The organism is Streptomyces sp. NBC_01431, from assembly GCF_036231355.1.
Lineage (GTDB): Bacteria > Actinomycetota > Actinomycetes > Streptomycetales > Streptomycetaceae > Streptomyces.
In genome coordinates, this window is record NZ_CP109496.1 from 5,023,792 (window position 1) to 5,048,471 (window position 24,680).

The following is a 24,680-nucleotide window of genomic DNA, read 5'->3' on the forward strand; positions in this document are numbered from 1 at the left end:
CGGCGTGGGCGGGTGCCCGACGGACACCGGCAGCTCGAAGGGGGACTCCCGCGCGTATCCTGAAGCCGTCTTGCGACCGGATGAGACGACGAGAAGAGAGCGGTCTGTCATGCGCGTGTACGTACCCCTGACGATCTCCGGTCTTGCGACGGCGCACGGTGCGGGAGAGCTCGGCCCCGCGCCGCTCACCGCGTACGCCGTCACCCCCGGACTGCGCGAGTGGTACGTCTCCGACGACATCGAGGAGCTGGAGTACGCGGCGCTCAGCCGGGCCGCCGCCGCCTCGCTGCGGCTGCTCGCCGGGGAGCCGGGCACGGCCCGGCGCCGCGTCGTGATCGCCGCGGACGTGCCGGACGGAACCGCGAGCGCCGATCCCGACCGCGGTCTGGACGCGAGCTCGCTGGGCGAGGTGCGCATCACCGCCCCGGTGGCGCTGGCCAAGGCCGCCGCCGTGCACGTGGACGCCGAGGACGCGGTGGCCGACGTGACGGCCGCCGTGGACGCGCTCGGCGCGGCCGACCACGGCGACGACGACGCGCAGTTCACGGTGGACGGCGCCGAGGACCACGAACTGCTGTGGTTCGGCGTGCAGGAGATCCCCAACCTGATCGCCTGACCTGCTGGTTCTTCGGCCCGGGGTCCGTTGTCAGTGCCGGTGGGTACCGTTCTTGCATGGGGAACGGCAGGCAGTGCACGGGGAAGCGCCCGGCTCATCTGGTCTGGGACTGGAACGGGACACTGCTCGATGACAACACGGCGGTCATCGAGGCGACCAACGCCGCCTTCGCGGAGCTCGGCCTGGAGCCGATCACGCTGGAGCGCTACCGCGAGCTGTACTGCGTGCCCATTCCCCGCTTCTACCAGCGCCTGATGGGGCGGCTGCCCACCGACGCCGAGTGGCTGCTCATGGACGCGGCCTTCCACCGGCAGTACTGGGCGCGGGCGGATCGCTGCGGGCTCACCGAGGGCGCGGCCGAGCTCCTCGCCGCGCGCCGGGCCGCCGGGCTGAGCCAGTCACTGCTGTCCATGGCACCCCACGAGCACTTGGTGCCGATCGTGCGGCGGCACGGCATCACCGAGCACTTCATACGCGTCGACGGACGCACCGGGCCCTCGCACGGCAGCAAGGCGGAGCACATGGTGCGCCACCTGACCGCGCTGCGGGTCACCGACGCGGGGATATCCGGGGAGCGGGTCGTGGTCATCGGCGACGCGGTGGACGACGCGGTGGCGGCGGCCGCGGTGGGGGCGGCGGCGGTGCTGTTCACCGGGGGGTCGCACAGTCGGGCGAGCCTTGTGGTGGCCGGGGTGCCGGTTGTCGACTCGCTCGCGGAAGCCGTTGCCGTGGCGGAGGAACTGGTGGGCTGACCAGCGGTGGTGCGAGGACCCGGGGTGCTGCCCCGGACCCCCGCTCCGCAATCGCCTGGGGCTGGATTTCGCCGACCGGGTCCGGCCGGGTCCGGCACCGGTCCGGCGGGATGACGGTTACGTCACCGGCGCCTTCGACCGCAGCACCGTCAGGAACTCCCGCATCCAGCTGGAGTGGTCCGGCCACGCCCTCGCCGAGACCAGCGTGCCGTCCACCACCGTCTCCGCGTCCTGGAAGGTCGCACCCGCCGTCTGCATGTCCGGCTCAAGGGCCGGGTACGCGGTGACGCGGCGCCCGGCCAGGCCGCCGATCGCGGCGGTGAGCAGCGGACCGTGGCAGATCTGGGCGACCGGCTTGTCGGTGTCGAAGAAGGCCTTGAGGATCTTCCGCAGCTCCGGGTCGTTGCGGAGGTACTCGGGGGCCCGGCCGCCGGGGATCACCAGTGCGACGTACTGGCCGGGGTCGACTTCCGTGAACGCGAGGTCGGCCGGCCAGGTGTAGCCGGGCTTCTCGGTGTATGTGTCGAAGCCGGGCTCGAAGTCGTGGACCACGAACCGGAGCTTCTTGCGGGCGGGGGCCGCGATGTGGACCTCGTACCCCTCCTCTCGCAGGCGCTGGTACGGATAGAGCACCTCAAGGGACTCGGCGGCGTCGCCGGTCACGATCAGGATCTTGGCTGCCATGGCTGCACTCCCTCACCGGGGCCGCAGCCCCGAAGAACTCAAAGCTCCAACGAACCGAAGGCTCGAAGGAACTGGAGGCCGATCGCACATGCGGATTCCGTACCGGTCAACGTGCCCGCGCGGCGCCGGTTTGCCAAGAGGGCTCGTTGTGGCCGCCGCTTTCTGTCCAGACTGTCCAACTTCTGGCCCAACGTTTGTACACATGAGGCTCGTGACGGTGCGGGGGTCAAGAGCGATAGCCTTGTCCCGTGATCAGCGCGATATGCCGCGGAGGCACTGACGCCTCTGCCCTGCGCCCGGAGCACCACCGTGCCCGGGTAGTCGCTGATTCCCTCCACCCGGAATCAAGGCGCGAGGCCACAAAATTGGCCGGTATGCGCCCGGGTATCTCTCATCGCGGCATAGCGTCGACACCGACCGGACACCCCGCGTCGTGGCGTTGCGTCGCTTCTTTCCCCTACGTCACGCAACGGCGCGCGACAGGAGCCAGAGGACATGCAGACCAAGCTGGACGAAGCCAAGGCCGAGCTGCTCGCACGGGCGGCCCGGGTAGCTGAGAACAGCCCGGTCGGGGGGCCCGGCGGCCTGGGGGCAGACCCCCGGACCGATCGGGCAGCCGCGACCGGGTCCACGAGCGGGGCGGGCCCTGACCAGGGCAGCGTGCTCGGGTACCTCCAGCGCTATTACCTGCACACCGCACCCGAGGACCTCGCCGACCGTGACCCGGTCGATGTCTTCGGCGCAGCTCTCTCCCACTACCGGCTCGCGGAGAACCGGCCGCAGGGCACCGCCAACGTCCGGGTGCACACCCCGACGGTCGAGGAGAACGGCTGGACCTGCAGCCACTCCGTGGTCGAGGTCGTCACCGACGACATGCCCTTCCTGGTCGACTCGGTCACCAACGAGCTGTCCCGGCAGAACCGCGGCATCCACGTAGTGATCCACCCGCAGGTCGTCGTACGCCGCGACCTGACCGGCAAGCTCATCGAGGTGCTGGACACCGGCGCCCAGACCGCCGAGCTGCCGCACGACGCGCTCACCGAGTCCTGGATCCACGTCGAGATCGACCGCGAGACCGACCGCGCCGACCTGAAGCAGATCACCGCCGATCTGCTCCGCGTCCTGTCCGACGTACGGGAAGCCGTCGAGGACTGGGAGAAGATGCGCGACGCCGCGCTGCGCATCGCCGACGAGCTGCCCAAGGAGCCGAAGGCCGGCGACCTGGACGAGCAGGACGTCGAAGAGGCCCGCGAGCTGCTGCGCTGGCTCTCCACCGACCACTTCACCTTCCTCGGCTACCGCGAGTACCAGCTCACCGACGACGACTCCCTGGCCGCCGTCCCCGGCACCGGTCTCGGCATCCTGCGCTCCGACCCGCATCACGGCGAGGACGACGGGCACCCCGTCTCCCCCTCCTTCAGCCGGCTGCCCGCCGACGCCCGCGCCAAGGCCCGCGAGCACAAGATCCTGGTGCTGACCAAGGCCAACAGCCGAGCCACCGTGCACCGGCCGTCCTACCTCGACTACGTCGGCGTGAAGAAGTTCGACGAGCAGGGCAACGTCGTCGGCGAGCGCCGCTTCCTCGGCCTGTTCTCCTCGGCCGCGTACACCGAGTCCGTGCGCCGCGTGCCGGTGGTGCGCCGCAAGGTGGACGAGGTGCTGCGGGGCGCCGGGTTCTCGCCCAACAGCCACGACGGCCGCGACCTGCTCCAGATCCTGGAGACCTACCCGCGCGACGAGATCTTCCAGACCCCGGCCGACCAGCTGCGCTCCATCGTGACCTCGGTCCTGTACCTCCAGGAGCGGCGCCGCCTGCGCCTGTACCTGCGTCAGGACGAGTACGGCCGCTACTACTCGGCGCTGATCTACCTGCCGCGCGACCGCTACACCACGGGCGTACGGCTGCGGCTCATCGACATCCTCAAGGAGGAGCTCGGCGGCATCAGCGTCGACTTCACCGCCTGGAACACCGAGTCGATCCTGTCGCGGCTGCACTTCGTGGTCCGCGTCCCGGCCGGCACCGAGCTCGCCGAGCTCACCGACGCCGACTCCGAGCGCATCGAGGCCCGCCTGGTGGAGGCCGCCCGCTCCTGGGCCGACGGCTTCTCCGACGCGCTGACCGCCGAGTGCGGCGAGGAGCGCGCCGCCGAGCTGCTGCGCCGCTACGGGCACGCCTTCCCCGAGGGCTACAAGGCCGACCACTCGCCGCGCGCCGCCGTCGCCGACCTCGTCCACCTGGAACAACTCACCCACGGGCGCAATGACTTCGCGCTCTCCCTGTACGAGCCGGTGGGTGCGGCTCCCGGCGAGCGCCGCTTCAAGATCTACCGGATCGGCGAGCAGGTCTCCCTTTCCGCGGTGCTCCCCGTGCTCCAGCGCCTCGGCGTGGAGGTCACCGACGAGCGCCCCTACGAGCTGCGCTGCGCGGACCGCACGCACGCCTGGATCTACGACTTCGGCCTGCGCATGCCGAAGAAGACCAACGGCAGCGGCGACTACCTCGCCGACGACGCCCGCGAGCGCTTCCAGGAGGCCTTCGCCGCCACCTGGACCGGCGCCGCGGAGAACGACGGCTTCAACTCCCTCGTACTGCGGGCCGGGCTCAACTGGCGCCAGGCGATGGTGCTGCGCGCGTACGCCAAGTACCTGCGCCAGGCCGGTTCGACGTTCAGCCAGGACTACATGGAGGACACCCTCCGCGACAACGTCCACACCACCCGGCTGCTGGTCTCGCTCTTCGAGGCGAGGCTCTCGCCGGACCGCCAGAAGGCCGGCACCGAGCTGATCGACGGGCTCCTCGAAGAGCTCGACGGAGCGCTCGACCAGGTGGCGAGTCTGGACGAGGACCGCATCCTGCGCTCCTTCCTGACCGTCATCAAGGCGACGCTGCGGACCAACTTCTGGCAGAAGACGGCCGAGGGCACCCCCCACGCGTACGTCTCGATGAAGTTCGACCCGCAGATGATCCCCGACCTCCCGGCGCCCCGCCCGGCGTTCGAGATCTGGGTGTACTCGCCGCGCGTGGAGGGCGTCCACCTGCGCTTCGGCAAGGTCGCCCGCGGAGGGCTGCGCTGGTCCGACCGGCGTGAGGACTTCCGCACCGAGATCCTCGGCCTGGTCAAGGCGCAGATGGTGAAGAACACCGTCATCGTGCCGGTCGGCGCCAAGGGCGGCTTCGTCGCCAAGCAGCTCCCGGACCCGTCGGTGGACCGCGACGCGTGGCTGGCCGAGGGCATCGCGAGCTACAAGACGTTCATCTCGGCGCTGCTCGACATCACCGACAACCTGGTCGCGGGCGAGGTCGTCCCGCCGGCCGGCGTGGTGCGCCACGACGAGGACGACACCTACCTGGTGGTCGCCGCCGACAAGGGCACCGCGACGTTCTCGGACATCGCCAACGACGTGGCGATCAGCTACGACTTCTGGCTGGGCGACGCCTTCGCCTCCGGCGGCTCCGCCGGATACGACCACAAGGGCATGGGCATCACCGCCCGCGGCGCCTGGGAGTCCGTCGAGCGGCACTTCCGTGAGCTCGGCCACGACACCCAGAGCGAGGACTTCACGGTCGTCGGTGTCGGTGACATGTCGGGTGACGTGTTCGGCAACGGCATGCTGCTCTCCGAGCACATCCGCCTGGTCGCGGCCTTCGACCACCGGCACATCTTCATCGACCCGAAGCCGGACGCGGCCGTCTCCTACGCCGAGCGCCGCCGCCTGTTCGACCTGCCGCGCTCCAGCTGGGCCGACTACAACAAGGAACTGCTCTCGGCGGGCGGCGGCATCCACCCCCGTACCGCCAAGTCGATCCCGCTGAACGCGCACATCCGCGAGGCCCTCGGCATCGAGGCCGGCGTCACCAAGCTGACCCCGGCCGAGCTGATGCAGGCGATCCTCAAGTCGCCGGTCGACCTGCTGTGGAACGGCGGCATCGGTACGTACGTGAAGTCGTCCGCGGAGTCGAACGCGGACGTCGGCGACAAGGCCAACGACGCGATCCGCGTCAACGGCGATGACCTGCGGGTCAAGGTCGTCGGCGAGGGCGGCAACCTGGGCCTGACCCAGCTCGGCCGCATCGAGTTCGACCGCAAGGGCGGCAAGGTCAACACCGACGCCATCGACAACAGCGCGGGCGTGGACACCTCCGACCACGAGGTGAACATCAAGATCCTGCTCAACGGTCTGGTCACGGACGGCGACATGACCGTCAAGCAGCGCAACAAGATCCTCGCCGCGATGACCGACGAGGTCGGGGAGCTGGTTCTGCGCAACAACTACGCGCAGAACACCGCGCTGGCCAACGCGGTCGCCCAGTCCCCCTCGCTGCTCCACGCCCACCAGCGCTTCATGCGGCGTCTGGGCCGCGACGGACACCTGGACCGGGCGCTCGAATTCCTGCCCAACGACCGCCAGATCCGTGAACTCCTCAACAGCGGGCGGGGGTTGAGCCAGCCCGAGCTCGCGGTGCTGCTCGCCTACACCAAGATCACGGTGGCCGACGAGCTGATCCACACGGTGCTTCCGGACGACCCGCACCTGGCCAAGCTGCTGCACGCCTACTTCCCGCGGCAGCTCCGCGAGAAGTTCACCGAGGCCGTCGACGGGCACCCGCTGCGCCGCGAGATCATCACGACGGTGCTGGTCAACGACACCGTCAACATCGGTGGCTCGACCTTCCTGCACCGGCTGCGCGAGGAGACCGGGGCATCGCTCGAAGAGATCGTGCGGGCGCATGCAGCGGCCCGCGAGATCTTCGGCGTGAACGCCGTGTGGGACGCCGTGGAGGCGCTCGACAACAAGGTCGACGCCGCGGTCCAGACCCGCATCCGGCTGCACTCGCGCCGCCTGGTCGAGCGCGGCACCCGCTGGCTGCTCAACAACCGGCCGCAGCCGCTCCAGATCGCCGAGACCATCGAGGACTTCTCGACCGGTGTGGCACAGGTCTGGGACGCGCTCGCGGATCTGCTCAAGGGCGCCGACCTGGAGTGGCACCAGGGCATCCTGGACGAGCTGACCGGCGCGGGCGTCCCCGAGGAGCTCGCGCGGCGGGTCGCCGGGTTCTCCTCGGTCTTCCCGGCGCTCGACATCGTGGCCATCGCGGCCCGTACTGGCCAGGAGCCGCTCCAGGTCGCCGAGGTCTACTACGACCTGGCCGACCGGCTGCGGATCACCCAGCTCCTCGACCGGATCATCGAGCTGCCGCGGGCCGACCGCTGGCAGTCGATGGCCCGCGCCGCCATCCGCGAGGACCTGTTCGCGGCCCACGCCGGGCTCACCCAGGACGTCCTGTCGGCGGGCAACGGCACCTCCTCGCCCGAGCAGCGTTTCAAGGCGTGGGAGGAGCAGAACGCGGCGATCCTGGGCCGCGCCCGCACCACCCTGGAGGAGATCCAGTCCTCCGACGCGTTCGACCTGGCGAACCTGTCCGTGGCCATGCGGACGATGCGGACGCTGCTGCGCACGCATAGCTAGCGCGTGCGTGGCTGAGCGCGGGGGCCGGGTCGGCATCCACGGGGCCTTGCTCAAGGTACCCGGGGCGCTGCCCCGGCCCCCCGCTCCTCAAGCGCCGGAGGGGCTTGATCTCCGGCGCTCGGGGTTTGAGAACGACCCGGTCGCGGACGCCGTGACGGTGGCTGTCCACAGCCTGTGGCAGGACAGCAGTGCGGCGGTGAGCAGCAGGGTGTTGCGCGCGGCCATGATCCCGGTGCCCAGGGGTGTTCCCGCCATGACCTCGGCGTACAGGCAGGGGAAGGCGAGGGCGCTCAACGCGGCGGCGGGGAGCAGGAGTTGGGCGACCGGGCGCTGGGTGGTCCGGTTCGAGGTGAGGCAGACGCCGGCCAGGCCGAGCAGCCAGACCAGGTACTGGGGGCTGATCACCCGGCTGGTCACGGTGAACAGCAGCACCGCGCACAGCGCCGCGTCCAGTGGCACGGCCACCGTCCAGCGGCGGGCGCGCAGCCGCCAGTACAGCAGCCAGCAGAAGGCGACGCCGGTCAGCGCCAGGCTGATCGTGGCGAGCGCGGACACGTACCGGCCGGTGAACTCCATGGCCCCGTACCGGTAGACGACCCGGCCGGGGTGGCCCGAGACCAGGTGGGCCAGCTGGAGCGCGGTGCCGGCGAGGGATTCGATCTGGATGCCGCGGCCGCCCTGCTGGCGGGCGAAGTCCAGGGTGTGGCTGAACAAGAGGGCGAGCACCGCGAGCAGCGCGGCCGCCGCACCGAGCGCGCCGAGCAGGGCGCGGCGGGCGGTGCGGCCGGGCGGGGCGCCGATGAGGGCCAGCAGCGGCCACACCTTGACCAGGGCGCCGAGCCCCGCGAGTACGCCGCCGAGTCGGGGCCGCCGGCGCAGCGCGAGCAGGGCGCCCACCGCGAGGGCGGTGACCTCCACGTCGTAGCGGCCGTACGGGATGTTCAGCAGCAGCGGGAGGCCGCCCACCCACAGCCACGCCCCGGCCGTCCTGCCGCCGGGCCGGGCGCCGGACCGCGCCAGCATCAGGGCGATCAGCGCGTCGCAGCCGAGGGTGAGGGCGGTGAACGCCTGGAAGAACGTGAGGAAGGGGACGAGCGCGGGGGCCAGGATCACCGCTCCCGCGCCGGGCGGGTACTGCCAGGTCGGGTCCCCGAAGGGGAAGCTGCCCGCGCTGAGCTGCTCGTACCAGCGGTGGTAGAGGACGGAGACCTCTCCGGCCACCCCGCCGACGCCGAGCCGGTCGCGGAGCAGGAGGTGGAGCATGAGCGCGCGGGTGGCGAGCCAGCCGCAGGCGAGCGCGGCGTGCCGGGTGCGGCGGCCGCGGGCGCCCGGATCGGGCGCGGTCGCCGGGGCGGGGATGCGGACCCGCTGAGGTGGCTGGGGCAGCTGGGAGGGCGTCATCTCGGGGAAGTGTATGCACCCTTTGTCCCGATCGTGCGGGACGCCGCGACGGCGCCCCGGACCGGGCCGTGCCCGCTACTTCTTCTTCGTGAACTGCTCGTACGCCGCGATGACCTCGGCCGTCGGGCCGTCCATCCGCAGCGTGCCGGACTCCAGCCAGAGCGTCCGCTCGCAGGTCTCCCTGATCGAGGCGTTGCTGTGGCTGACCAGGAAGACGGTGCCCGCCTCCTTGCGCAGCTCGTTGATGCGCTCCTGGCTGCGCCGCTGGAAGCTGGCGTCGCCGGTGGCCAGGGCCTCGTCGATGAGCAGGACGTCGTGATCCTTGGCGGCCGCGATGGAGAAGCGGAGCCGGGCGCCCATGCCGGAGGAGTACGTGCGCATGGGGAGCGAGATGAAGTCGCCCTTCTCGTTGATCCCGGAGAACTCGACGATGTCGTCGTAGCGGTCCCGGACCTCCTCGCGGGACATGCCCATGGCGAGGCCGCCGAGGGTGACGTTGCGCTCGCCGGTCAGATCGCTCATCAGGGCCGCGTTCACCCCGAGCAGGGAGGGCTGGCCCTGGGTGTAGATCTTGCCCCGGGCGGTCGGCAGCAGGCCCGCGACCGCCTTGAGCAGGGTCGACTTGCCCGAGCCGTTGGAGCCGATCAGGCCGATCGCCTCGCCCCGGCGGGCCACGAAGCTGACGCCCTTGACCGCGTGCACCTCGCGCATGCCGGGGGTCTCCTTGCGGGAGACGATCCGGTTGAGCGCGGCGGTGGCCCCGCCCTTGCCCTTGGTGCCGGTGCCGTTGACCTTGTAGATGACGTGCACGTCATCGGCGATCACGGTCGGGGTGCCGAGGCTCGCCGTGGTGGCGTCCGCTTCCCGCGTCATGGTGTCAGCCACGTCCGTACTGCTCCTCTGCCTTCCAGAAGTAGATGAAGCCCGCGGCCAGCGCGACGAACGCCCAGCCGGCGGCCACTGCCCACACGTGCGGGGGCAGCTTGTTGGCGTGGAAGCTCTTGATCATCGCGAACCGGACCAGGTCGATGTAGACCGCGGCCGGGTTGAGCCCGAGCAACTGGGCCACCAGGTGGTTCATCTTCTTGAGCTGCGGGCCCAGGTTCCACATCACGCCGGACATGTACATCCAGGTGCGCAGGATGAACGGCATCACCTGGGCGACGTCCGGGGTCTTGGCGGTGATCCGGGCCATCACCAGGGACAGGCCCGTGTTGAACATCGACTGCAGGACCAGCGCCGGGATCAGCAGCAGCCACGAGACGCCGGGCAGCTGGCCGAAGCACATGATGATGATCGCCAGCGCGGCCAGCGAGAACAGCAGCTGCTGGAGTTGCTGGAGGGCGAGCGAGACGGGCAGCGAGGCGCGCGGGAAGTGCAGCGCCCGCACCAGACCGATGTTGCCGGTGATCGCCCGGGTGCCGGCCATGATCGAGTTGGCCGTGAAGGTCCAGATGAAGACGCCGGTGACCAGCCACGGGATGTAGTCCGGTGTGCTGCTCTTGTTGCCCATCAGGATGCCGAAGATGAAGTAGTACACCGCCGCGTTCAGCAGCGGCGTCATCAGCTGCCAGATCTGTCCCAGCTTCGCCTCGCTGTACTGCGCGGTCAGCTTGGCGGTGGCGAACGCGGTGATGAAGTGGCGCCGGGCCCACAGCTGCCGCACGTACTCCGGGAGCGTCGGGCGGGCGCCGCTGACCTTCAGGCCGTACTTCGCGGCCAGCTCGGCCGGGGTGAGGGCCTGCTCGCCGGTGTATCCGGCGGACTGCGCGCGCGGCGCCGGAATGGAGTCCGAGGGTGCTGCGGTCTCGCGCGCAGCTGCGGTCTGGCTCACAACGGTCGCTTTCGGCTGGGGTGCCCCGGGAGGCTTCCCGGAGCAGGATCGGCACGGTCGATGGGACGGACCCGTATCGTCGCTACGGGGAGAGTAGGACGGCCTGACGTCGCAACGCAACCGTGTCGTCGCAACGCTATGCTCAAGCCATGACCAAGACCGACCCGGAGACCCCCGCGAATCGCCCGCCGAGGCGCCGCGCCCCGGCCGGTGCCGCCGTGCTGCGCGAGGACGTGACGGACGCCATCCGGGCGGCCGTCTTCGCGGAGCTCGCCGCGGTCGGCTTCGCCCGGATGTCGATCGAGGGCATCGCGCGCCGTGCGGGGGTCGGTAAGACCGCGGTCTACCGGCGCTGGAAGTCCAAGCTCAGCCTGGTCCTCGACCTGGTGTCGGCCTTCGCGGAACAGGGCCTTCCGGTGCCGCACACCGGCTCTCTGTACGGGGACATCCGCGCGCTGCTGGCGGTCGCCTCGCTCGCCCTGCGCCATCCGATCGCCTCGCAGGTCATCCCGGACCTGCTGGTCGAGTCCGTACGCCATCCGGAGATCGCGGACGCGATCAAAGCCGCGCTGCTCGACGGGCAGCAGGGGGTGGCGGCGGTCGTGGTGCGGGAGGCGGTCGAGCGCGGCGAGCTGCCCGCGTCGGCTGATCCCGACCGGGCGCTCGACCTGATCGTGGGTCCGCTGTACTGGCGTCTCGTGGTGGTCAAGGGGCCGCTGCCGAAGGGGTACCTGGACGATCTGGCGCTGGCCGCGGTTGCTGCGCTCAAGGCGGTCTGAGCGCGGGGCGTTGTCCGGCTTGCCCGTCGTGGGCGGCCGGTTTGCGCAGTTCCCCGCGCCCCTCAGGGGGTTTGTGCCGCCCCCGTGCCCCCGGCTGGGTTCTGGGGGTGGGTGTTCGGTGCCCGTCGTACGTGGCGATCGCGCAGTTCCTCGCGCCCCTGAGCGGGGTTTTGTGCCGCCCCCCTGCGCCCTCGGCTCGACTCGGGGCGGTCGTTGTTCGGCTGTCGGGTCGTGCGTGGCCGGTCGCGCAGTTCCTGGCGCCCCCTGGCAGGGTTTCGCCAGCTCCCCCGTGCCCCCGGCTGGGTTCTGGGGGTGGGTGTTCGGGTGCCCGTCGTACGTGGCGATCGCGCAGTTCCTCGCGCCCCCTCAGGGGGTTTGTGCCCCCCCCCGCTAGGCAGTCTCCTCAGTGGGGGGCTTGGGAGTTGGCTTTTGGTGGGGCGAATTCCGGGGTGCGGGCTCGTTGTTCGGGCAGGTTGGCGATGGCGGTGCCCGTCTCGCCGAGGAAGACGCGGCGTACCACGCGTTCCGCGGCGTGGCCGTCGTCGTACGGGCAGAAGCGGGAGCGGAACGCGGAGCGCAGCTGGGCCGAGCGGGAGCCGCGCCAGTGGCCGGTGGTGAAGATGTCGACCAGTTCGTCCTCGGTGCGGGCGACCGCGCCCGGCGGGCAGGAGCGCAGGTCGAAGTAGGTGCCGCGGGCCGCCTCGTACGCCTCGCGGTCGTCGTCGAGGATGACGACCGGCCGGTCGAGATGGGCGTAGTCGAACATCAGGGAGGAGTAGTCGGTGACGAGCGCGTCGGAGATCAGGCAGAGCTCCTCGATGGAGGGGTGGCCCGTGACGTCCAGGACGCCCGGCAGCGGCACCCCGCTCAACGGGGCGCCGTAGGCGAAGTGGGCACGGACCAACACGAAGAACTCCGGGCCGAGCATCCGGCCGAGCCGCTCCAGGTCGAGCGGCAGGTGCTGGCGGCGGCTGTAGTCGCGGTACGTCGGTGCGTACAGGATGACGGTCGACCGGCCCGGGACGCCCAGCTGTCCGCGTAGCCGGGCGGTGTCGGCGGGCGTGGCGCGGCACAGCGCGTCGTTGCGCGGGCTGCCGTATTCGAGCGTGGTGTACGCGGCCGGGAAGGCGCGCTCCCCGGTGAGGGTGGCGTGGCGGTTGGCCGACAGGGCGAAGTCCCACTTGTCGGCGTCCGCGAGCAGCCGGGCGAAGTCGGTGGAGCGTGCGACCGGCGGGCGGTCCGCCAGGTCGAGGCCCACCGTCTTGAGCGGGGTTCCGTGGTGGGTCTGGAGCAGGATCTGCCCCGGCCGTTTGACCAGCCGATGGTCGAACTCCACGTTGTTCACGAGGTACTTGGCCCGTGCGAGGGCGGTGAAGTACCCGAAGCCGTCCGGTCGCAGCCGACGGGTGGCCGCGGGCACGGTGGCGTCGTGCTCGGGCGTGGTGATCCAGGCGGTCCGCACCCGGGGCACGAGTTCGCGGACCTTCGCCTCGATGGCGGCCGGGCTGCACGCGTAGCCGCGGTGCCAGTACGCGGCGAACACCGCCAGGTCGTCGCGGACGGGCAGCCGCAGCTGGACGCGGTAGTGCAGCCGCAGCGCGGCCGAGCGCGCCGGGCGCAGCAGCGCGGCGGCGAGCGCCCTGGTGCGGGTCCGCACGGTGCGGATCCCCCTGAGCACGCGATACGTGCGGTACGTACCGAAACGGACTCCGGCGTAGCGAAGACCCGCCGCGCCCGGAATCCGGTGGCGGCCGTAGTGGGCGCGGGCCAGTCGGAAGAACTCGGCACGGGTGCGTGCGGGGAGTCCGGGCGCGGCAAGCACGGTGGCGGACGCGGCGGCGAAGTGGTCGGCCATCCTGCGGACGAGCACCGGCCGCCAACTCGCCAGCTCCGGGCGGGAGTCGACGAAGGCGAAGACGCGGTCGTACTGGGGGAAGAGGTCGAAGTGGCGGCCGGGGTCGGTGGCGGGGGTGCGGCGCAGGCGGTGGTGCACGCAGGCCCGCTCCAGCGTGCTGAGCGAACCGGCCGCGAGGAGCGCCGCGTACGTCCAGGAGGTGTCCGTGCGCGGGCCGGGCGCGAAGGCGAGGCGCTCGCGGTCGAGGAACTCGCGCTTGTACGCCTTGGTCCAGGCCGGGGCCGGCTGCCTCAACAGGGCGGGCCGCTCGGTCAGTTGGAAGGCGGCGGGGCCGGACTCGGTCAGGTGGTCCGGAAGCGGAAGCCGCTCGGTCTCGCCCGACCAGTGGGTGCGGGCGTGGCCGAAGACCAGGACGTCGGGGTCGCCGGAGGCGTCGAGCCGGTCGGCGATGTCGCGCAGGGCGTGCGGGGCCAGGGTGTCGTCTCCGTCGAGGAACAGCACGTAGTCACCGGTGGCGCGGGCGAGTCCGGCGTTGCGTGCGGGCCCGGGGCCCTGGCCCGGGTCGGCCGGATCGGCGGGCAGGTGCACGGCGACGACCCGGGGGTCGCGGGCGGCGAACTCGTCGATGATCTCGCCGCAGGAGTCGGGGGAGCCGGCGTCGACCGCGATCACTTCGAGATCGAACGCGGGGCTCTCGTCACTCTCGTACGTCTGACTCAGTACCGATTCCAGACAAGCGTGCAGATACGCCTGGAGCCTGTACGCGGGCACGACAACGCTGAACCGGGGCAACGGACATCCTGGGGGCGTGAAAGGACACGGGCGGATGGCCCGTGAACGTCCCACCCGGCGGCCGGGTTACGCCGCAGGTGCCGTCCGGCGTAGTCGCGCGATCAGGCCCTTGACGTCGCGCCATGCCGAAGCGCGGATGTGATCGTTCGATCGTACGGTCAAGTCCCCTGCGCGTACGGTCACTTCACGGCGCCCGCCATCACCCCCGAGACGAACTGTCGCTGGAAGGCGAAGAAGACGGCGAGCGGGATGACCATCGAGACGAAGGCGCCCGGGGCCAGCACGTCGATGTTGTTGCCGAACTGGCGGACCTGCTGTTGCAGCGCCACCGTGATCGGCGGGTGTTTGGAGTCGGCGAAGATCAGCGCGACCAGCATGTCGTTCCAGACCCACAGGAACTGGAAGATGCCGAGCGAGGCGATCGCCGGTCCGCCCAGCGGCATCACGACCCGGGTGAAGAGCCGGATCTCGCCCGCGCCGTCGAGCCGGGCCGCTTCGAGCAGTTCCCTCGGGATCTCCGCGAAGAAGTTGCGCAGCAGGAAGATCGCGAAGGGCAGCCCGAAGGCGACGTGGAAGACGATCACGCCGAACGTCGTCTCGAAGATCCCGATCTGCCCGAACAGCTTGGCCACCGGCACGAGGGCGACCTGCACCGGCACGACGAGCAGGCTCACCACGACCATGAACCACCAGTCGCGGCCCGGGAAGTCCATCCACGCGAAGGCGTAGCCGGCGAACGAGCCGATGACGACGACCAGGACGGTCGCCGGAACGGTGATCAGGACGGTGGAGAGCAGGGAGTTGGTGATCGTGCTGTTGTCGAGCAGGCTCGTGTAGTTGTGGAAGGTGAGCCTGGACGGGTCGGCGAAGGTCTTCCACCAGCCGGTCGAGGCGATGTCGGCGGGGCTGCGCAGCGAGGAGAGCAGCAGTCCCACGGTCGGCATCAGCCACAACAGACCCACCAGGATCAGAGAGACCCGCAGCGCGCCGCCGCCCGCCCGCGAGGCGATGCGAGCGGGAAGCGACCGCCTGGCCCTGACGATCCCATCGGCACCGGTCGCGGTGGTCGTCGTCATCGCTTGGCCCCCCGCCTCGTCCGCCGAACGGTCATCGCCTGGCCTCCCTGCGCATGCGCCGGATGTTGCTGTGCTGTCCCGGGGGGCGACCCCCGGGCCCCCGGCAGGGGGCGGTCGCGGTGCGCGGTGCGGTCATCGCTTGGCCTCCCTGCGCATGCGCCGGATGTTGAAGAGCATCACCGGGATCACGAGGAGCAGCAGCAGGACGGCGATCGCGCTGCCTATGCCCAGGTCCGCCTCGGTGCCGAAGGAGGAGCGGTAGAGCTGGAGGGCGAGGACGTTCGCGTCGGCCTGGCTGGACCCGGGCGCGATGATGAAGACCAGGTCGAAGATCTTCAGGACGTTGATCATCAAGGTGACGAGGACGACCGCGAGCACCGGCGCGAGCAGGGGGACGGTCACCCGGCGGAACACCTGCCACTCGTTCGCGCCGTCCACCCGCGCGGCTTCCAGCAGTTCGCGCGGCAGCCCCGCGAGCCCGGCCGCGATGAGCACCATCGCGAACCCCGCCCACATCCAGATGTACGAGCCGATGATGGCCGGGGTCACAAGGGTCGGGCCGAGCCATTCGACGCCGTTGTACGGCTCGTGGAAGTTGCTTTGCGGGAGCCGCAGTTGAGCCCCGTCGGCGCTTGCCGGGAGGGCGAAGGTGCCGTCCGCGCCGGCGGTGGCGGAGGCGACGACCTTGGTGTCCTTGACGGCCTCGATCTTCATGCCCTTGAGGCCGAGCTCCTTGGCGTCGATGACGTTGGGACGGCCTCCGCCGCCCTTGGTGAAGTCGAGCCAGACCGTGCCGGTGACCTTGCCCGGCTGGCTCCTGGCGGCCTTCGCCGGCGCGGCCGAGGTCGGCATCTTCTCGGCGAGAACCCCGACCAGCGGGAGCAGCACGGGCTGCCCCGCGTGCACGGTGGCCTTGGTGACGAACGTCCCGCCGCCCCCGTCCTTCAGCGGCGCGGCGGGCAGCGGATGCGCCTTCGGATAGCCCGCAGATTCGGAGAACGTGTCGTGCACGCCCACCCACACGGCGTTGGCGACCCCGCGAGCCGGGTCCTGCTCGTACACCAGCCGGAAGATGATGCCCGCGGCGAGCATGGAGATCGCCATCGGCATGAAGACGATGAGCTTGAACGCCGTTCCCCAGCTCACCCGTTCGGTCAGTACGGCGAAGATCAGGCCGAGCACGGTGGCGACGGTCGGGGCGCAGATCACCCAGATCGCGTTGTTCTTCACCGCGGTCCGGATGGTGTGGTCGGTGAACAGGGTCTTGTAGTTGTCGAATCCGGCGAACGAATGGCCGGACTGATCGAAGAACGACCGATAGACCGAAAACCCGATCGGATACACGACGAGCGCACCGAGCAGGACCAGCGCGGGCAGCAGGAACGCGGCCGCGATCCACGTGCGGGTGCCGGTCACGCTCTTGACGTTGCCGGGCGCGGGAGGCGTGGCGGGAGGCGGGGCGCCTGCCGCCGTCGCGGTTGTCATCGCCGGGTCAGTTCTTGAACGCCGCGGCCGCGTCGGCCTCCAGCTTGGACTGGGTGCCCGCGATGTCGGCCGGGTTCTTCAGGAAGTCCTGGAGGTCCTTCCACTCGCCCTTGCCGGGGGTGCCGCCGAAGGACTGCGGAGCCTGGTCCGACATGTCGAAGCGCACGTTGTCACCGGCCGCGATCAGTGACTTGGCGATATCGCGCTGCACGTCGTTGGGGTAGGCCCCGAAGTCGAGGGCCTTGTTGGGCGAGACGAAGCCGCCGGCCTTGGCCCAGATCCGCGCGGCGTCGGTGGACGCGAGCCAAGTGAGCAATGCCTGGGCGCCCTTGGTGTCCTTCAGGGCGACGGCCGCGTCGCCGCCCGTCACCACCGGGGCCTTGTCACCCACGGCGGGGAACGGGAACGACTTGGCGTCGGTGCCGATCTTGGCGGAGGTCTGCGCGATGTTGACGGCCGCGAAGTCGCCCTCGAACACCATGCCCGCCTTGGGCTGGTCGCCGCCGGTGAAGGTCTGGGTGACGGAGGCGGGGAACTCGGTCTGGAGCGCGCCGTTCGCGCCGCCCGCGATGAGGTTCGGCTTGCCGAAGAGCTGGGCCAGGGTGGTCAGCGCGTCCTTCACGGACGGATCGGTCCACTTGATCGCGTGCTTGGCGAGCTGGTCGTACTTCTCCGGTCCGGCCTGGGACAGGTAGACGTTCTCGAACCAGTCCGTGAGGGTCCAGCCGTCCGCGCCGCCGACGGACACGGGGGTCACGCCGGACGCCGAGATGGTGTCGGCGGTGGCCAGGAAGTTCTTCCACGTCGTGGGCACCGTGGCGCCCGCGTTCTGGAAGACCTTGGTGTTGTACCAGACCAGGGACTTGTTGGCGGCCTTGAAGTAGACGCCGTACTGGGTGCCGCCGACCGACCCCAGGTCCTTCCAGACCTTGGAGTAGTTGGCGTCGAGCTGGGCCTTCGCCTCGGCACCGACCGGCTTGGCCCACTTCTTCTCCACGGCCTGCTGGATCGCGCCGACCTGGGGGAGCATCGCCACGTCGGGTGGACTGCCACCGGCAATCTTCGTGCCGAGGAAGTTGACGATGGGGTCCTGGGCGGGCACGAAGGTGACGGTCGCCCCGGTCCGCGCCTCGAACTCCTTGAGCACCTTCACGAAGTTGTCCTGCTCGGGCCCGGTCCACACCGCGGCGACCTCGATCTTCTCCCCGTTGAGCTTGGGGAGTTGCACGCCTGCGGCGGGCGCGGAGCCGGAGGCGCTGCTCGTGGGCGCGGCCTTCTTCCCGTCCCCGCTGCCGCATCCGGCCGCTGCGAGGGCGAGGGCACCGATGGACACGGCGGTGATGAGGGTGCGCGTGTGGCCCGGTGGCGTGGTGGTGCGCCTGGTGGTGCCGGTGGTGGTGCGGTGTGTACGAGTGCTGCGCATGCGTGCCCCGTCTCTCCCGTGCGCGTACGAACCGCCGCGCCCGGTGACGCAGGCGCCGCCGCTCTCGTCCCGTGCGACAGTCCTACGCCCGGCGCGAGGTGGCCGCAAGTCCGCGTTCGCCGCGAACTCGGCGATCGTAATGGGCTTGTGACGTTGGGTCGGGCCGGGCGGGCGTTGGTCGAAGTGCGGGGAGTCGGGCCCGCTCTTAGGGTGCGTAAGGAGGGGGGCGGGGCCTACGAAGGGAGCTGTCGGTGACCATCGTTGTCACAACACCCACGGGGCACGTGGGATCGAGGGTGGTGCGGCTGCTGATCCAGGCGGGCGTCCGCCCGCGGGTACTTGTACGGGATCCGGAGCGCCTGGCGGCAGCGACGCGCGGCCACCTCGACGTGCGGCGCGGCGACCTCGCCGACGCCGCCTTCGTGCGCGAGGCGACGGCCGGTGCGCGCACCGTCTTCTGGGTCGACCCCACGCCTCACACGGCCGAGGACCCGATCGGGACGACGGAGCGCACCGCCGCCGCCCTGGCCGACGCGGCCGGCGCCGGGGACGTGGCACGGATCGTGTTCCTGAGCAGTGTGGGCGCGGAGAAGCGCCACGGCATGGGGCACATCGACGGCCTGGCCAGGGTCGAGCAGCTCTTCGACGCCACCGGCGCCGATGTTCTCCATCTGCGGTGCGGCTACTTCTTCACCAACCTCCTGCTCAGCCTGGACGAGCTGCGCCAAGGCGTGCTGACGACCGCCGCCGACCCCGATGGACCCATGGCATGGGTCGACCCCCGCGACATCGGCGAGGTGGTGGCGGCCCGGCTGCTCAACGAGGAGTGGAAGGGCCGGGTGGTCCAGGCCGTCCACGGCCCCGAGGACCTGACGTTCACCCGGGTCGCGGAAATCCTCACCGGCGCACTGGGCCGGCCGGTCCGGCTCCGCCCCGTCACCGACGACGACGTGCGCTCACAGCTGGGCTCGGCGGGTCTGCCCCCGAAGGCGGTGGAGGGCATCGTCGGCATGCTCGCCGGAACCCGCGGCCTGGCGCGCGAGCAACCCCGCGACTCGACCACGACAACACCCACCCCGCTGAGCGCTTGGGCGTACGCACAACTCCGGCCGCTGCTGGCGGAGTGAGGGCCGGGAAGCAGGCGCGGAGCCACCCCGGCCCGCTCGGCCGACCCCGTGCCCCCTATCCCAGCGGAGCCACCCGTTCCGCGTTGACCAGGGACGCCGCGCGGTCCAGTGCGCTCGCCAGGAGGGCCAAGTCGGTGGGGCCGTTGCCGAGTTCGCGTACGGGGCGGCGGGCCGGCGGGTCGCCCATCCGCTCCCACTCCAGGACCACCACCGTCGGCCGCAGCGTGGCGGTACGGGGTATGCGCCCCGTGACCCGCCCGCCCTGGAACGGCACGGACTGTCCGTCCGGCTGGTGCAGCCGCCCCCGGCCCGGCGACGGCTCGTCCGGCGAGGGGGACGCGGGCGGCGGGTCGAGGACGACCCGGTGCCGGGCGCCCCGGGCCAGCTCGGTGTCGGCCGTGCGGTCGGGCCGGGCCGTGGCCGCCACCAGATGCACCCCGAGCCGCTCGCCGTCGCGGGCCACCGCCTCCAGGGCCCGCACGACCGAGCCCGCGGCCGGCCGGCCGGGACTGCCGAGCGCGGGCGCGACCAGCGCGTCCAGGTCGTCGACGAGGACGACCAGGCGGGGCAGCGAGGGCCCGGCGTCGGCCTGGCTGCGCGAGACCGGCCGCAGCCGCAACGTGCTGCTGCCGGGTGCGTCGAGGTCGCCCCGGCTCTCCGCGGCGGGCGGCTGACGCTGTCCGACCAGCCGCCCGGAGACCTCCCGCTGCGTGTGCCACTGAGCGAAGCCGAGCCCGTCGAGCAGCTCGGCCCGGCGCTTCAGCTCCCCGCCGAGCGCCTGCGCGAACTCCCGCATCCGTACCGGATCGGAAGCGATCAAGTGGGTTGATACGTGCGGCAGTTCGGTGCAGGGGCGCAGCCCCTCCCCGCGCTCGCCGCCCGCGCCGTCGACCAGGATCAGACCGAGCCGGTCCGGCCGGGCGCCCGCCGCGAGCGAGGCGGCGACGGCACGCAGCAACTCGGTGCGACCACTGCCGGCCGGCCCCTCCACGAGGAGGTGCGGGCCGTCGGACGCGAGGTCCACGCCGACCGGGCCGTGCGGCCCGGTGCCGAGCACCACCGCCCCATCCGGAGCGGATTCCCAACGGGCCATCAGGGATGCGGGAGTGGCCCGCGCGAGCCCCAACTCGTCCAGAAGCCTTGATGATTGAGGCAGCGAGGACGCGAGCCGCCCGGTGGCGGCGCCGCCCTCGCCGGTGCGCAGGGGGGCGAGCGCGCGGGCGAACCGCTCGGCCCAGGGGCGCGAGACCGCGTCCACCGCGGCCACCGTGCCGTACCCCGCGGGCCGTCCGCCCGCGATGCGCACCAGCCGCAGCGCCGTCGCCACATCGCCGCTGAGCAGCGCCACCGCCCCGCACTCACGGAAGGCGAGCGAAGCCGCGCACGCCGTCTCGTACGTCTCCTCGACGGGCGAGGCCGCGGACGCCGGCGGGGCCTCGGCGAGGCACAGCAGATGGATGCCGGCGGCCGAGCCCGCCGCCGCGAGCCGCGCGATGCTCTCGCGCAGCGGCGCCGAACCGGGGTCGCCGTCCACGACGACGACCGTGTACGGGCCGGTGTGGCGGGCGGCCGCCTCGGCCACCGCGGACCGGTCCGCCGAGGCCCAGCCGGGGCCCAGCGGGCCCGCGTCGAGCCTCCTGGCCAGCTCCGCGGTGCGTGCCGTCGCCTGGTCGCGGTCGTAGGCGAGGAGCAGCCGGCAGTCCTGGCCGTGTGCCGGGCGGACCTGGGGCAGCCAGCCCAGCCAGTCCCACTCGGCGGTGCGCGCCTGGAGGCCGCGCGACCGGTCCGTACTGATGAGGACGATCTCCAGGGTGGTCGGCGCGTGCAGCGCGGCGAGCTGGGCGACGGCCGAGCGGGCGAGCCCGGCCAGCCGGTCGCGCGGCCCCGCGAGCCCGAGCGAGCCGACCTCGCGCAGACCCACCGTGACCGGCACGGCCGCCAGTTCACCCCGGTCCGCCGTGCCGACCCGGATGGCGAGCGCCTCCGGGTGACCCGGCTCCCGCTCCCACAGCCTGGGCCCCGGGCCCAGCGCGGTGAGCAGCAGCGCGGCCGGATCGGGCCAGCTCTCGGGCAGCGGCTCGGCTGGGGGCCGCCACTGCTCGGCGGGCGCCTGCTCGGGCACCGCCTCACCCCGGCCGCCGGTCAGCCGCCGGGCCCAGGCGCCTATCCCGCCGCGCCGCCGTCCGCCGTCCGCCGGGTCCGCCCGCGCGTGCTGGGGCTCGTCCGGATACGGGCGCAGGCTCTCGGGCAGCCGGGTGCCGTGCGACGGGGTGCCCTGACGCCTGCTCGGCCGCCCCGCCTCCGGCCCGCCGTCCGGTCCCTCGTACCCGTACGCCGAGGGCGCGCCCGGCACGTCGAACCCGGCCCCGTGCGTCTCCTCGTGCGAGCGCGGACCCGCGGGGCCCGTCGACGTACCCGAAGGAGCCGGTCGCCCGTTGAACGGCGCGGGTGGCGCACCGAACGGCGAGGGTGGCGGCGGCTGCGCGGTGCCGAAGGAATGGACCGTGTCTCCGGACGGGTCTGCCAACTGCCGTACGGGAGCGCCCAGTTCGGGGTGACGGGCGGGTGGCGCCGGGTTCGGGGTCACCCGGAGGTGGCCCTCGCCGTCCGGCTTCGTCGCCAGGGACGGCTCCGCTTCGGGGCCGCCGGCACAGAGCCGCAGCGCCGATTCGCCGATCCGCAGCAGGGCGCCCGGTGCGAGACGGACCGGGCTCGGGCCGATCTCCGTGCCGTCGATGCGGGTGCCGTTGGTGGAGTTGAGGTCGGCGACGCTGACGCGGCCGTCCTCGCCGACCGTCACCTCGCAGTGCCTGCGCGACACGTCCGGATCGTCCAGCGGCACGTCGGACTCGATGGAGCGGCCGATCGCGACCCGGCCGCCGTGCAGCAGATGGACTCCGCCCGCGTCCGGACCCGCGACCACGTGGAGCCGGGCCGGGGCCGGGCCGTCGTGGGCGGGCTCGTCCGCGGCCGGGGTCGCCAGGGAGAGCACCGCGCCGTCCAGCAGGGGCGGCTCGCCGAGAATGCGGCGCTGTGCGTCGAGCCGTTCTCGTCCCGCGAACAGCACCACGGACGCGCCCGAGACCTCCGAGCCGCAGGCGGCCGAGGCCAGGCCGGACGCGACGGCCGCGAGTGCCGTCCCCGCCGGGGCGGTGACGAGCACGTCGCAGGCGCGCGCCGCAGCGTGGCCGCTGCGCGGCGCGAGGACGGTCAGCCGGATCTGCATCGCCTCGGCGGTCCCTTCTGCGCGGGGGTACCGAGAGGGGGAGCAGCCCTGTGATTCCCCCCACCCGGCACACAATTCGTGCTGGGGGCATCCTCGCACCTGCCACTGACAACACGCCCGTCGCCCACCTCGAATTGATCTTGAATGGTCGGCTCGCGACGCAAATGTGGACGGAAAAGTGGCTGGTTACGACCGAGTGCGGCATTCGCGAGGATGCCGGGCACGGCCGTTCGGCAACCTTCCGTGCGAAGACAGCGTCTTGTCCGAGAAGCAACCGTGTTTTCCCTGTCTTCCCTGAGAAGCATGAGAAGACCGTGAACAACCTGGTGGCGCCGATGGCAGGACCCGCCGGCGATGTCGGGGGCGGCACTAGAGTGGGCCGGAAACCCCCACAGCAAGTGAAGCGAGCAGCAGGGAGCGCATGACGTGCGGCCGGTAGGCAGCAAGTACCTGCTCGAGGAGCCGCTCGGACGCGGCGCCACGGGCACCGTCTGGCGAGCCCGCCAGCGCGAGACCGCGGGTTCCGAGGCATCCGTCGCGGGCCAGCCGGGCGAAACCGTCGCCATCAAGGTCCTGAAGGAAGAGCTCGCCAACGACGCGGACGTGGTGATGCGCTTTTTGCGCGAGCGCTCCGTCCTGCTGCGGCTGCGCCACGACAACATCGTGCGCACCCGCGACCTGGTCGTCGAGGGCGATCTGCTCGCCCTGGTCATGGACCTGATCGACGGCCCGGACCTGCACCGCTACATCCGTGAGAACGGCCCGCTCACCCCGGTCGCCGCCGCGCTGCTCACCGCGCAGATCGCGGACGCGCTCGCCGCGAGCCACGCCGACGGCGTCGTCCACCGCGACCTGAAGCCCGCCAACGTCCTGCTGGACGAGCGCGACGGCGCGATGCACCCGATGCTCACCGACTTCGGCATCGCGCGCCTCGCCGACTCTCCGGGCCTGACCCGCACGCACGAGTTCGTGGGCACCCCCGCGTATGTGGCGCCGGAGTCGGCCGAAGGCCGCCCGCAGACCTCCGCCGTCGACATCTACGGCGCCGGAATCCTGCTGTACGAGCTGGTCACCGGCCGTCCGCCGTTCGCGGGCGGCACCGCGCTCGAAGTCCTCCACCGCCACCTGAGCGAGGAGCCGCGCCGCCCCACCACCGTGCCGGGCCCGCTGTGGACGGTCATCGAGCGCTGCCTCAGCAAGGACCCGGACCGCCGGCCGAGCGCCGAGAACCTGGCACGCGGCCTGCGCGTTGTCGCGTCCGGCATCGGCGTCCACTCCACCCCGGCGCAGGTCGAGGCGGCCGACGGCGTGGGCGCCCTGCTCGCGCCCGATCCGGCCCCGGCGCCCGTGCCCGAGGTCCCGGGCGCGGCCGACCCCACCCAGGTGCTGCCGAGCAACGCGGCCTCGTACGACCCGGCCGCGCGCACCTCGGTCCTGCCGCAGACCGGCCAGGGCTCGCGGGGCGCCGCCGACCCGACGGCCGTGATGCCGCCGGTGCCGCCGGGTCAGCCGCCGCGGCCGGAGGACCCGCACCCCTGGCAGTCCCAGCTCCAGGCGGCCCGCGACCGCAACGAGCAGACCCAGCTCGGCAGGCTGTCCCCCGACGAGGACCCGCTGCGCCGCCGCCCGCACCGCCAGCAGCAGCCCCCGCAGGGCTACGGCCGGCAGGGTCAGCAGGGCTACGGTCAGCAGCCGCCGCAGGGCTATGGCGGGCAGCGCCCGCCCCAGCGCCAGCAGTACGCGCCGCCGCCGCAGCCCTACCAGCAGCAGCCCCAGCAGTACGCGCCGCAGCCCCAGCAGTACGCGCCCCCGCAGCCTCCGCCGCAGCCGCAGGCCCCGGCGCGCGAGCCCCGGGAGCCGCGTGAGCCGCGCCGGCGCAGTCCGAACCGGATGCGGATCCCGGGTCTGGGCTGTCTGAAGGGCTGTCTTTTCACCGTCGTGCTGCTCTTCGTCGCGGGCTGGCTGATCTGGGAGCTCACCCCGCTCCAGGACTGGGTCGCCCAGGGCAAGAGCTACTGGCAGGCGATCGGTGACGGGATTTCGACGGTATCCGGCTGGATCAAGAGCATCGGCAACGCCGGAAAGCAGTGATCTCGGGCCGGTGAACGGCCCGGCCGGGACGCGACTTCGTGGATTTGTCGACTTCCAGAGGGTGATTTCG

15 protein-coding genes are annotated in these 24,680 nt (G+C 71.9%); 6 read left to right on the forward strand and 9 right to left on the reverse strand.

The window, feature by feature from the left end; translation table 11 throughout:
- The first annotated feature begins 109 nt into the window (after positions 1 to 109).
- A complete protein-coding gene (locus tag OG522_RS23070; RefSeq protein ID WP_329464899.1) occupies positions 110 to 616 on the forward strand; it encodes a DUF6912 family protein in 507 nt (168 codons plus the stop codon).
- 56 nt (positions 617 to 672) lie between these two features.
- Positions 673 to 1,368: an HAD family hydrolase gene (locus tag OG522_RS23075; RefSeq protein ID WP_329464900.1), complete on the forward strand. Its 696-nt coding sequence runs from the start codon at positions 673 to 675 to the stop codon at positions 1,366 to 1,368.
- A 117-nt stretch (positions 1,369 to 1,485) separates the two neighbouring features.
- Here the strand turns inward: OG522_RS23075 and OG522_RS23080 are convergent, their stop codons facing one another.
- Positions 1,486 to 2,052 (reverse strand): DJ-1/PfpI family protein, encoded by a 567-nt coding sequence (locus OG522_RS23080; protein ID WP_329464901.1) that lies wholly within the window; start codon positions 2,050 to 2,052, stop codon positions 1,486 to 1,488.
- Positions 2,053 to 2,547: 495 nt separating this feature from the next.
- Between OG522_RS23080 and OG522_RS23085 the strand changes: the two genes are divergently transcribed.
- Entirely contained in the window at positions 2,548 to 7,521 is a 4,974-nt protein-coding gene (locus tag OG522_RS23085) for an NAD-glutamate dehydrogenase (RefSeq protein WP_329464902.1), read from the forward strand.
- A gap of 87 nt (positions 7,522 to 7,608) precedes the next feature.
- Here the strand turns inward: OG522_RS23085 and OG522_RS23090 are convergent, their stop codons facing one another.
- From OG522_RS23090 to OG522_RS23100, 3 genes are all read right to left on the reverse strand, one after another.
- On the reverse strand, positions 7,609 to 8,922 hold the full coding sequence (locus OG522_RS23090) for a glycosyltransferase family 87 protein (RefSeq protein WP_329464903.1): 1,314 nt from the start codon (positions 8,920 to 8,922) through the stop codon (positions 7,609 to 7,611).
- 75 nt (positions 8,923 to 8,997) lie between these two features.
- Positions 8,998 to 9,795 carry an ABC transporter ATP-binding protein gene (locus OG522_RS23095; protein ID WP_329467699.1) on the reverse strand — a complete coding sequence of 266 codons (798 nt, stop codon included), beginning with the start codon at positions 9,793 to 9,795 and terminating at the stop codon, positions 8,998 to 9,000.
- A 4-nt stretch (positions 9,796 to 9,799) separates the two neighbouring features.
- The gene (locus OG522_RS23100; protein WP_388436425.1) at positions 9,800 to 10,708 is read right to left on the reverse strand and encodes an ABC transporter permease; all 909 of its coding nucleotides are present in this window, start codon (positions 10,706 to 10,708) and stop codon (positions 9,800 to 9,802) included.
- 197 nt (positions 10,709 to 10,905) lie between these two features.
- Between OG522_RS23100 and OG522_RS23105 the strand changes: the two genes are divergently transcribed.
- Positions 10,906 to 11,535, forward strand: a complete 630-nt coding sequence (locus tag OG522_RS23105; protein WP_329464904.1) for a TetR/AcrR family transcriptional regulator — start codon at positions 10,906 to 10,908, stop codon at positions 11,533 to 11,535.
- A gap of 403 nt (positions 11,536 to 11,938) precedes the next feature.
- Here the strand turns inward: OG522_RS23105 and OG522_RS23110 are convergent, their stop codons facing one another.
- From OG522_RS23110 to OG522_RS23125, 4 genes are all read right to left on the reverse strand, one after another.
- Positions 11,939 to 14,182: a bifunctional glycosyltransferase/CDP-glycerol:glycerophosphate glycerophosphotransferase gene (locus OG522_RS23110; RefSeq protein WP_329464905.1), complete on the reverse strand. Its 2,244-nt coding sequence runs from the start codon at positions 14,180 to 14,182 to the stop codon at positions 11,939 to 11,941.
- 179 nt (positions 14,183 to 14,361) lie between these two features.
- Positions 14,362 to 15,258, reverse strand: a complete 897-nt coding sequence (locus tag OG522_RS23115) for a carbohydrate ABC transporter permease (protein ID WP_329464906.1) — start codon at positions 15,256 to 15,258, stop codon at positions 14,362 to 14,364.
- 132 nt (positions 15,259 to 15,390) lie between these two features.
- Entirely contained in the window at positions 15,391 to 16,743 is a 1,353-nt protein-coding gene (locus tag OG522_RS23120) for a carbohydrate ABC transporter permease (protein WP_329464907.1), read from the reverse strand.
- A 7-nt stretch (positions 16,744 to 16,750) separates the two neighbouring features.
- Positions 16,751 to 18,166: an ABC transporter substrate-binding protein gene (locus OG522_RS23125; RefSeq protein ID WP_329464908.1), complete on the reverse strand. Its 1,416-nt coding sequence runs from the start codon at positions 18,164 to 18,166 to the stop codon at positions 16,751 to 16,753.
- Between the two features lie 251 nt (positions 18,167 to 18,417).
- Between OG522_RS23125 and OG522_RS23130 the strand changes: the two genes are divergently transcribed.
- A complete protein-coding gene (locus OG522_RS23130; RefSeq protein WP_329464909.1) occupies positions 18,418 to 19,293 on the forward strand; it encodes an NmrA family NAD(P)-binding protein in 876 nt (291 codons plus the stop codon).
- A 55-nt stretch (positions 19,294 to 19,348) separates the two neighbouring features.
- Here the strand turns inward: OG522_RS23130 and OG522_RS23135 are convergent, their stop codons facing one another.
- Complete coding sequence (locus OG522_RS23135) at positions 19,349 to 22,519, reverse strand: FtsK/SpoIIIE domain-containing protein (protein ID WP_329464910.1); 3,171 nt, start codon at positions 22,517 to 22,519, stop codon at positions 19,349 to 19,351.
- A 426-nt stretch (positions 22,520 to 22,945) separates the two neighbouring features.
- Here OG522_RS23135 and OG522_RS23140 point away from each other — a divergent pair, with 426 nt between their 5' ends.
- The gene (locus tag OG522_RS23140; protein WP_329464911.1) at positions 22,946 to 24,610 is read left to right on the forward strand and encodes a serine/threonine-protein kinase; all 1,665 of its coding nucleotides are present in this window, start codon (positions 22,946 to 22,948) and stop codon (positions 24,608 to 24,610) included.
- Positions 24,611 to 24,680 lie beyond the last annotated feature (70 nt).